Origin of the sequence: Methanospirillum hungatei (assembly GCF_020216685.1) — an archaeon.
Lineage (GTDB): Archaea > Halobacteriota > Methanomicrobia > Methanomicrobiales > Methanospirillaceae > Methanospirillum > Methanospirillum hungatei_B.
Genome location: NZ_JAIWNS010000065.1, coordinates 1 through 10,403, shown reverse-complemented (window position 1 = coordinate 10,403; position 10,403 = coordinate 1). Strand labels below are relative to the sequence as shown.

The window sequence follows — 10,403 nt, the reverse complement described above, 5'->3', positions numbered from 1 at the left end:
TTAGCCCGAAGATATACCTTTTCTCATCGTCGGGAACCCCAACCCCGTCGTCCTGGCAGGTAATAATCAGCTGGTTCTCATCTTTGGTACAGAAACAGTGTATTTTCGTTATCGTTTCCCCATGACGGATGGCATTCTCTAAAAGGGTGGTAAAGACCTTTCTGATCACCGGATCTGCATAAATCTCACAATCCTCCGGGATGTCATTGATAATGGTAATGCCATCCGCATTCACCTCTTCTTGAGCGGATTCGATGATCTTTCTGAGATTCTGCCACCGGCTTTCTGCTGTACCAAAGTCCTCATACTCACGGGTAAAACTGATGGTAGCAATGATCTGTTCGCAGGTTTTCCTTGCTTTTGATACATATTCCGAAATCTCCGCGAGGTCTTCAGTCTCTGCTATCAGATCATGATATCCCATGATGACCGACAACTCATTGAAGATGTCATGCCTGGTAAGGCCGGTGAGGAGACGGACCTTCTGATTTGCTTCATGCAATGCTTTCTGCGTCTTATGAAGTTCGGTAATGTCTATGGTATATCCGGCAAGAAGCCTTCTGTTCTTCTCAATGATGGGGAATTTTATCGTGATATAGTGCTTGTCATTCAGGCTCTCTCTTAATGTGAGGACCACTCCTTCAGATACCACTTTCCAGTCATCTGCAGTCATTTTTTCGGCAAAATCCGGGGGGAAGAGTTCATACATGGTATGACCGGCAATCCGGGATCCCGGGATTCCTATCATATCCTGGTAATTCTCACTGGCATAGAGCACTCTGCTTGTATCCTGAGTAACCTCCTTAATAAAGATGTAAATCGGGGAATGAAGCATGAACTGATGAAAGAGCTCATGTATCATCCGAAGTTCCTCTTCCGCTCTTTTCTGGTCTGTAATGTCTATTTCAATACCGTCCCAGAGGATTGATTCGTCAGGAAGAACATGAGGGATTGACCTTAGGAGTATCCAGCGAATCTGTCCGTCAGGGGTGCGTATTCGGATTTCATGAGAAAAGGATGTTCTTTTCCTGAATGCTTCATCTTCTGCCTCTATGAGACCCGGCCGGTCATCGTCAACAATCTGGTTGTACAATACGTTCGGATCCGCAAGCACACTCGTTGCTGATACCTGATGAATCTGTTCTACTCCGGCACTGATATACTGAAAGGACCGTGTTTTATCCGGCTTTATGAGGAGCTGGTAGACAAGCCGGTTGGCAGATTATCGCTCAAAAGCCGGATCTGCTCCTCCCGATCCCGGATCTTTATGGACTGACGGGTCAGCATATCAATATGGGTTATCAGTTCTTCCTCAGATTTTGAAATCTTTGCATGGAGGGCGGTGAGCTCTTCGTTTTTCTTCCGAAGTTCACGCTCAACCTCTTTTACGTTGGTGATATCTTGAATGGTTCCAAATACCTGATTTCTCGCCGCGTCATACTCTGCTATTGAATGGATATCGATGATTTTGTTATCAGACGGGCGTTTTATCTGGAATTCAACATTATATGGTTTCTCCCCTGAAATGAGGTCATTCATGGATTTATCAAGGAGTGACCGGTACTCAGGAAGTGGGATGGTCTTCACTTCAGCGATCGTCCATTCCTTGTCTCCAAGCCCGTAGATCTTTTTTGCTCCTTCTGAAGCGGTTACTTTTCCTGTTTTCAGATCAAAAGACCAGTATCCGAGACCGGTTATCTCTTCGGCATGGCTCAGCTGAGAAATACTTGTCTGTAATGCAGTTTTCGCCTGTTTTCTGTCAACCGCCTGATAAATCATATGGAGAAGTTCAGCAAACAGTGGTGCGGTATCATATCCTTTCTGAAGGTAAAAGTCTGCCCCGTTATTGAGGGCCTCGATGACGACATCCTCTCTTCCCCTGCCGGTAAACAGTATAAAAGGAATATCTCCGTAATTACTCCGGATATGTTTTAAGAATTCTATTCCGTTCATTCCGGGCATCTGGTAATCGGAGATGATGATATCATATGTGGCAGTGGCTACCTTTTTGAGTGCATCTGTTGCAAGATTACTGGAATCAATGGTAAAATCCTTCTGCTTTTCTAGATATATCCTGCATAGATCAACAAAATCCGGTTCATCATCGACATACAGAATGGATATCATTTATTTCTGATCACATGGTTTTTTCCGGATGGCTATGGAACTTTGTATCAGGTCTCCAGCATCATCACTGTCCTTATATGATACTGCTTTTTTCGATACTGTGTGATGTATCATATCATGCACAATCATATAAAGCCATCCGATGGATTCAGGATCTCCGGGGCGTTTGAAGATACGAGAAATAACCTGAACCAGTGTATCGATGCTATCAATTTACTTGTCTTTCGTGAGGATCGGGGGTGAGCACCACAAACCGAAAAAAATATTTCTGGTGCACTGTGAAGTATCATCTGACAAGACCCCATCCTGTCCATGCCAGACCAATGCCAAACCCCCCCGGCTGCATCCATCACCGTTCTGCTGGTTGACGATGAAGCGATCGTTCTGGATGCCACGAAGGCATATCTTACTTCAGGTTATGGATTTTTGGTGGATACCGCATGTTCTGGAAAAGAGGCACTGGCCTGTATTGCAGAGAAGCGGTATGATGCCGTCATCCTTGATTATGAGCTGGAAGGGATGAGCGGTCTTGAACTTATGCAGGCAATCAGAGAACAGGGGTATGATGGACCGATCATCATCTTCACCGGGAGAGGCCGGGAAGAGGTGGTTATCAGAGCATATGACCTCGGGGCTGACGGCTATGTGCAGAAAGGGGGCGATATCAGGTCCCAGTTTGCTGAACTGGTGCACAAGACCCTGACCGTGATTGAGAGGAGACGGGCAAAGGATGCTCATAAAAAAATTGTGGCCGAATATCAGGCATTATATGAGTATGCTCCGATTGCCTACTTCTCCCTCTCCCCTGGCGGCATCATCACCCGATGCAATAAAAAGGCAGAGATCCTTCTTGGCAGGGGGTGCAGAGAACTTACCGGGTCGTATTTTCCAGACCTCTTTGCCGGTATACCAGGAGAGAAGGAGCGGGTATTGAGCCTGCTTATGGCAGCATGTGAGCATCAGGAGATTGAAGGTGAGGAGTTTTGTATTCTTCTGCCGGATGGGGCACAGATTACTGTCTCTGTCTCTGTATCCGTGGCCCGTGATACAACCGGCACCGTCTCTCTGATCCATGCGGTCCTGATCGATCTCACCGATCAGAAAGCACGAGAGCGCCACCATGCTGAACAACACCGGTTTTTAGAGCGGCTTATTGAGACAATACCCGGGCCTGTGTTCTTTAAGGATAAGAATGGCCGTTATACCGGGTGTAATGCTGCATTTGAGTCATATATCGGCCTTTCAAAAGAGAAGATCATCGGAACGACGGTGCATGATCTCTGGCCTGCCCCTCTTGCGGTCATCTATGATGCAAAGGACAAAGAACTCTTTGAGAATCCTGGGATTCAACAGTATGAGTCACAGGTTGCCCATGCTGACGGGAGCTTGCATGATGTCGTCTTCTATAAAGCCACCATCCCGGATGAGAAGGGAGAGCCGGATGGGATCGTCGGGGTGATCCTGGATATCACGACCCGAAAGCAGGCTGAGCGTGATCTGCAGGATACACACCGCCTGATTGAGTCGATGATAGATGGGATACCAGATATGGTCGGGGTTCAGGTGCCGGATCTCTCCATCATCAGGTTCAACAGGGCCGGGTACGAGATGCTTGGGATGAGAGAGGATGAGGTTATCGGCAGGAAGTGCTATGAACTCATTGGGCGGTCTGGTCCCTGTGAGCCCTGTGCTTCGCGTGCAGCCCTGGCATCAAAGAAGATAGAGACGGTTGAGCGGTATGTTCCCGAGTTGTCTCGGTATTTTGCCTGCACGGCAACCCCCGTCCTGGATGAGAATGGAGAGGTACGGCTCATTATTGAGCTGGTCCATGATATGACCGATCAGAAGTATGCTGAAAATGCCCTGAGACAGGCAAACCGGCAGTTACGTCTCCTCACTGAAGTGACGAGGCATGATATCCTCAATAATGTCAATGCCATGCAGCTCTTTCTTGACCTGGTGAAGATAAAATCAGATACCGCCCATATCGGTGAAGAACTGGATGCACTCGATCGACTTATTGCCCGTATTCAGGCAGATATTGAGTTTACCAGGGTATATCAGGACCTCGGATCCCATCTGCCCCGGTGGCAGCGACTTGCAGATTGTGTTGCTGAGTGTACGATACCGGATCATATCCATTTTGTCATCGCAGGAGGTGAATGGCAGGTATATGCCGATCCGCTCCTTCCAAAGGTTTTTGTGAACCTGGTTGATAATTCACTGCGACATGGCGGAGCGGTCAGCAGAATTTCCATAGCAGCAGAAGAGCAGGAGGAGGGACTTCTTGTCGTCTTTGAGGATGACGGGGTCGGGATCGCACCTGACGAGAAGGAACTCATATTTGAGCGGGGATATGGGAAGAATACCGGATTCGGACTTTTTTTTATTCAGGAGATACTGGGTATTACGCATATTCGCATCAAAGAGACCGGTACGGCCGGGCAGGGAGTGAGGTTTGAGATGTCCGTGCCAAAGGGTATGTATAAAAAAGATGAACCCGGTCAGTCAGGGGTGGGGCCATGACCGATATCTGGGATATCCATCTCACACGGCGTGCCCGCCTGATTGCTCATCGCAACCACGGTCCTTGCCCTGGGAGTGAGTGTTGTATCAGTCATGACAGGGTGGACCATTATCTTTCAAAACCTCTATTATCTTCCGATCATCATCGCCTGTGTTTTCTATCTTCGACGAGAACATCACGCTGATGCAGACCTATCGGTTAGAGATAAGAGAAGAACCAGGAACTTGCAGTCGTATTTGAAGAACTTGCCGGAGAGAAAGAAGAGCTGAAACAGCAGGTTGAAGAACTCTCCTCTGCGCAGGAAGAGATTGAAAAGCTTGCCATTCTCAATGATGGTATACGAAACCCGCTCACCATTATTACAATCATCGCCGAAGAAAGCGGGAATGAAGAGGTTATCAGAGGGATTGATGAGCAGATTCGGCGTATTGATGAGATGGTCACGCACCTTGATCAGGAGTGGGTCAGATCAGAGAAGATCCTCCTGTACTTACAGAAGCATACCGGTTTTTGTCTGAATGTTGACACATGTTTGGAGTTTTCAGAGTAGGAACGCTGTCTGACAGTCAGGGTACTCTCCGGTGAGGTCTTTACGGCCAGCGGTATACAAAACGCATATCAGTATCCTGAAAAACCATCAGAAAACTCTCAGTGATGGTCGCGTTTTGGGAGATATTCGCCATTGTGAATGGTGTCGGTCCTGATTCATGGCACTGCCAGTAAGGCCGTCATGCTGCAGCGGCCACAGAGGAGGCATCTGCGTCCATTGAGCAGATCATGTGGCTTTAGCCGATGTGAGTGGTATTGCTGATTCCATCACCGGAAAGAAGCATACATTCACGTTTTTGATCTGGGAGCGTTCCATCATTTGGGTCATATACTCTAGGCCCCTCTGTATTATATGAGCCTGAAATCATGAACGCAATGAGAGAATGGAACTTCTGGTAGTCAGAAAGAAATCGGTATCTATACATAGAATCATTCCGAATAGGTGTATGTCGATACAATCCTGTCTGATAAACTGAGATGGATATGCGGGTATCAGACCGGATGGAGAGCGATATGAACAGAATTGTGGCAGGTGGAGTCCATGATGGAGAACATCGTTCATGGACGCTCTTCTGTTTTCATGGTGATACCAATGGATTGGCTGGATAATGTGAAAATGGGACAAAAACTGGTCGGGAGTTTTCTGCTCCTTGCGATTCTGCTTGGGATCGTAGCCGTTGTCGGGTATGTGGAGATGAAGACCATCAATGACGGGATGACCGAGATGTACTATGACCGGGCTGTCCCGCTTGCAACGCTGGGAGATGTAGATGCAGATTTTCTGTACATCAGGGGAAATCTCTACAAATACCTCTCCATTCCTGACCAGCGTGCAAAGACAAAGAATGAGATAAATGAGTATTTTTCCAAAATTAATCAGAACATGGATGCCTATCGGGCGACATACCTCATTGACAGCGAAAAGGAGGAACTTGCCCGGTTTGATGCCAACTGGGCCGAGTTTCAGAAGGTAGTACAGGATACTATTGCACAGATAGATGCAGGGAATGAAGCAGAAGCAGTACAATCACTTGGTGGCGGGGCAATGACAAAATCACGGGAAGCCACCGGATCCACTATTGATAATCTCAAGGCGATCAATGTTAAAAAAGCTGAAGAACTGAATATCCAGGGAGATGAGACCTTCTCTGCGGCAACGTTGACCCTTGCCATCATCGGTATCATTGCGGTCATTCTTGCCATCAGCCTTGGGTATATCATCTCCAGGAGTATCACCGGCCCGCTCCAGAGGAGTGTTTTCATGATGCAGGAGCTGGGCGGCGGTCATCTTGGCATTCGCCTTCAGTACCAGCGGAAAGATGAGATCGGGGATCTTGCCAGAGCCATCGATCACTTCGCGGATACACTCGTGAATAACCTCATCGCCATACTCAAACAGGTGAGTGTGGGTGATCTCTCAGCAATGCCGGTCCCTCAGGATGACAAGGATGAGATCGCTCCTGCGGTCATCAAGATGATTGAGTCGCTTCGGGGGCTTGTATCAGAGGCAAAAACTCTCAGTCAGGCGGCTATTGATGGAAAGCTCTCAGTTCGTGGTGATGCAGAGAAGTTCCAGGGTGGATACCGGGAGGTGATCCTGGGTATGAATGAGACGTTTGAGGGGATCGTTGTCCCGCTCAATGAGGCGATGCGGCTTGCCGGTTCGTATGCACAGGGTGACTTTACCGACCGGGTGAATGATACGATCGAGATGAGAGGCGACTTTATCCGATTCAAAGAGGCACTCAATCAGATCGGTATCCAGGGAGGAGCGGCCATCAGTGGCGTAAAGACCGAGGTGGAGAGCCTTTCTGCCGGAATGGAGGAGACGAATGCCAGTGCCGAAGAGGTTGCCAGCACCACAAGTCTGCTTGCCCAAAGTTCAAATGAGGTGAGTCAGCTTGCCGAACGAAGCGGGACTGGTATCAGGCAGATCCTGACCGCCATGGAGGATCTCTCAAATACCGTCAGTTCGGTTGCCGCAAAGGCTGAGCAGGCATCTATGATGGCACAGCAGACCGTGGATCTCACGGAGAAAGGAGTTAGCCTTGCCGGAGCGGCTGAGAAGGGGATGGAAGGGATCAGTTCATCGGTTGAGGAGACGAGCGGGATCATCACTGATATCACCGGCCAGATGGAAGAGATCGGCAAGATTGTGGATGTCATCACGGGCATCGCTGAACAGACCGGTCTTTTGGCATTAAATGCCGCCATAGAGGCTGCTCGTGCCGGTGAGGCAGGGATGGGCTTTGCGGTCGTCGCTGATGAGGTCAAATCCCTGGCCCTTGAGTCACAAAAGTCTGCGGAGAATATCGCATCCATCATCGGGAACCTGCAAAAGAAGACACAACAGGTCTCTCTCTCCATGAAGAACTCATCGGTTGAGGTACAGGCAGGCAATGAGGCGGTGACCAGGACCCTTGCGATCTTTGATGAGATTGTGCAGGCGATCAACAGTGTGCATGCGAATATGACCGAGGTAGCCGGAGCAGCAGAAGAGCAGGCAGCAGCGGTCGAGGAGATCACGGCCAGTGTGAATGAGGTAGGCAATCTGGTTCAGCAGACCGCAAAAGAGGCGGTGGATTCGGCGGCAGCAACCGAAGAGGTGACGGCATCGATCGATCAGATCACACGGGCGATATCAGAGGCTGCTGCTTCAGTCCAGCGGATAGCAGAGAATATGGGGAAGTTTACCGTTGCCTGAGGGGAGATGATGAGTGCAATCGTGGTTGAATCTGATAAATCCCCTGAACCAATGGGTGTAGAAGGGACGGGATCACCCGTTTCTACCTACTCCCCTTCCCGAATAAAGGGGGCCGAACAGGGGGTTTAGTTTTATCGGTGACGAGCTTTTTGCAGTGGACCTTCATTCATGACGTGAAAGTCACCGTGATATCCTGGGTGTGATTCGGAAAAATAAGAAAGATGCACTGGGAAAGAGTAAGAGTTCTCTTGTTATATGGCTTGATATCAGGAAGATGATTGAATGGGTTGAGAAGGATCTGTAACTCACCTCTTTTTTAGATATCGGACCTGCCTGAGAACTTTTCACCATCCCTGTAGGCCAGATCAGAGTTTATGCTGATTATACTCCCCAATAAGCCATTTCCAGAGTGGGATGTACTCGATACCCTCTTCTTCTTTCTCGGTGTCCTTTGTTATCAGAATACGCCTGCGGATATTTTCTGAAAAGGCATCCTGAAACGAGGAAAGAGCCTTAATTTCACGTTCCGGTATATCATCGGTATAGGTTACGTTTATGGATGTCAGTGAATTATCCGTGTGCTTTATCACAAAATCCACCTCTCCCTCCCCTTTCCAGTAATAGAGCGGGACTCCAAGAGAGTTTAAGTGAATCCAGACGGTATTTTCCACGAGTTTTCCTGTATCTGATGAAAATTGAAAGGATATTGCATTCCGTATTCCATTATCGATACAATAAATCTTCTTTGTATGAACATTCTGAACCCTTACTGAATAACTAAAGAACATGAGTTCGCTCAACAGGTGAGAATCAGTAATATAGCCAATATATTCCCGAATAGTAGTGGGATCAATTGAAAACCGGGAGGCAAGTTTCCGATATGAGAAGGGGGATGAAAGGGATGAGAACATGACATATAAGAGATCCTGCATCACTTTGACTTGCCTGACCTGTGCATTTAATATGATATCACGAGAGACGATGCTGTCATAATATCCCTTTAATAATTCTTTTTGAACCATCGGATCCTTTTCAAGTACAATTCTGGGAAATCCACCAATATTGAGGTAGGATCTGACCTGTTCCATCAGGTGATACTTCATCCGTACTTCATCGATACGTGTCTTAGGGATCTCAATATTGGAGAACTCAAGGAATTCAGGAAAAGTAAGGGGAAAAACCGGAATCTGAAGATATCTTCCACTCAGCAGTGATGCAGTTTTACTTTCAAGAAGATGGGATGATGAGCCTGATAGTACAATCTTGTATTTTTTCCGGTCATAGAGTGCTTTAAGCCATCTCTCCCATCCAGGTACCTGCTGGATCTCGTCAAAAAAGAGATACCCGTCTTCATGAGGACAGATCTCTGAATGATACCGGGTGAGGATCTGACCGATTGGATCCTTAAGACTGGAGATCAATGGTTCATCAAAACTGACAAACAGTATTTTTTTTGGATCGACCTCTCCATTTTTCAATAGTTCATGTAATAACTGAAGCAGGAGTGTAGTCTTTCCGGATCTTCTGACACCATTCAGTATCAGGATCTCCTGACTTGCTATGAATTTCTTCATCCGGTCAAGATAATGCTCTCTGATTATCCCCGTCTCCAGGTTTATTCCACTCCACCAGGGATTGAGCGAGATGAGGAGTTCGAATATTTTGTCATTCTGTGTCATACCATGATGCTCTCCTGTAATCCTCATTATTATTATCTAATTGATAGATCATAATCATTCACTTTAGATTAATAATATATCAATGTACTCGCTCACTGAGAATTCGATTGACGAGTACGAATCACTGCTTCACATCATATCCGGTTGCAAGGACCGCAGTTCCAACCTTGACGGTGACGAATTCGTCCTGCATCTCAAGATCGATTGCCTTCTTCTCACTACAGGCCTTCTCACACAGTCTACACTTAACACAGGAGTCAAAGTCGATGGTGGAGATGAGGCATGACTAGGGCATGATAGATGGAGATGGCCTTTCGTGGAGCCATTCTCATCTCAACCTCGGTATAGGTCATCATCTCTGATAAAAAATAATAAAGCGAAGGTAGAATCCGGAAGTTTTAAAAAAGCTATGACCCACCGTCAAAATACAACGTGTAAAAACTGCGATCTGATATTCAGAAGAAAGAAGAAGAATACAGAAAATTACGGAGAATTTAAAAAAAATATTTATTTTTTGAATTCTTTGATCGGGCTGGGACCAAGTTCCTTGATAGTATTGGTGACATCTTCCATGACCATACCCCACTTTGCACCTTCGGATGCTGAGACAAAGGTCATACGGAAACGCTTGTCATCAAGACCGATGTTTCTGAGCAGGTTCTTGATCATGAACATACGCTTTGCAGCCTTGTAGTTTCCTTCAAGGTAGTGACAGTCACCAAAGTGACATCCGGAGACGAGAACACCGTCTGCACCCTCAACAAATGCCTTGAGGATGAAGAGCATGTCAACACGTCCGGTACACATGACACGGATT

General features: G+C 47.2%; 9 protein-coding genes and 1 pseudogene. 4 read left to right on the top strand and 6 right to left on the bottom strand.

Annotation, left to right across the window (positions count from 1 at the left end; translation table 11 throughout):
* Together LDL35_RS03690 and LDL35_RS03685 are read right to left on the bottom strand one after the other, a co-directional pair.
* On the bottom strand, positions 1-1,114 hold a 1,114-nt coding region (locus LDL35_RS03690; protein ID WP_304019598.1), incomplete at its 3' end, for a PAS domain-containing protein.
* A gap of 74 nt (positions 1,115-1,188) precedes the next feature.
* A complete protein-coding gene (locus LDL35_RS03685) occupies positions 1,189-2,127 on the bottom strand; it encodes a GGDEF domain-containing response regulator (RefSeq protein WP_304019596.1) in 939 nt (312 codons plus the stop codon).
* Positions 2,128-2,244: 117 nt separating this feature from the next.
* Between LDL35_RS03685 and LDL35_RS03680 the strand changes: the two genes are divergently transcribed.
* Both LDL35_RS03680 and LDL35_RS03675 read left to right on the top strand, forming a co-directional pair.
* Positions 2,245-2,370 (top strand): hypothetical protein, encoded by a 126-nt coding sequence (locus LDL35_RS03680; RefSeq protein ID WP_304019594.1) that lies wholly within the window; start codon positions 2,245-2,247, stop codon positions 2,368-2,370.
* A 69-nt stretch (positions 2,371-2,439) separates the two neighbouring features.
* Positions 2,440-4,653 (top strand): PAS domain S-box protein, encoded by a 2,214-nt coding sequence (locus LDL35_RS03675; protein WP_304019593.1) that lies wholly within the window; start codon positions 2,440-2,442, stop codon positions 4,651-4,653.
* A gap of 176 nt (positions 4,654-4,829) precedes the next feature.
* On the opposite strand, the gene LDL35_RS03670 is transcribed toward LDL35_RS03675, so the two are convergent.
* On the bottom strand, positions 4,830-5,102 hold the full coding sequence (locus tag LDL35_RS03670; protein WP_048067423.1) for a hypothetical protein: 273 nt from the start codon (positions 5,100-5,102) through the stop codon (positions 4,830-4,832).
* A gap of 642 nt (positions 5,103-5,744) precedes the next feature.
* Here LDL35_RS03670 and LDL35_RS03665 point away from each other — a divergent pair.
* Positions 5,745-7,907 carry a methyl-accepting chemotaxis protein gene (locus LDL35_RS03665; protein WP_304019588.1) on the top strand — a complete coding sequence of 721 codons (2,163 nt, stop codon included), beginning with the start codon at positions 5,745-5,747 and terminating at the stop codon, positions 7,905-7,907.
* Between the two features lie 6 nt (positions 7,908-7,913).
* Positions 7,914-8,036: a hypothetical protein gene (locus LDL35_RS03660; RefSeq protein ID WP_304019587.1), complete on the top strand. Its 123-nt coding sequence runs from the start codon at positions 7,914-7,916 to the stop codon at positions 8,034-8,036.
* 236 nt (positions 8,037-8,272) lie between these two features.
* Here LDL35_RS03660 and LDL35_RS03655 read toward each other — a convergent pair whose 3' ends face one another.
* From LDL35_RS03655 to LDL35_RS03645, 3 genes and pseudogenes are all read right to left on the bottom strand, one after another.
* Positions 8,273-9,586 carry an ATP-binding protein gene (locus LDL35_RS03655; RefSeq protein ID WP_304019585.1) on the bottom strand — a complete coding sequence of 438 codons (1,314 nt, stop codon included), beginning with the start codon at positions 9,584-9,586 and terminating at the stop codon, positions 8,273-8,275.
* Between the two features lie 130 nt (positions 9,587-9,716).
* Positions 9,717-9,921 (bottom strand): annotated as a pseudogene (locus tag LDL35_RS03650) (disulfide reductase); the annotation flags it as partial.
* 172 nt (positions 9,922-10,093) lie between these two features.
* Positions 10,094-10,403 (bottom strand): hydrogenase iron-sulfur subunit (locus LDL35_RS03645; RefSeq protein WP_304019584.1); only part of this gene is annotated, 310 nt, incomplete at its 5' end.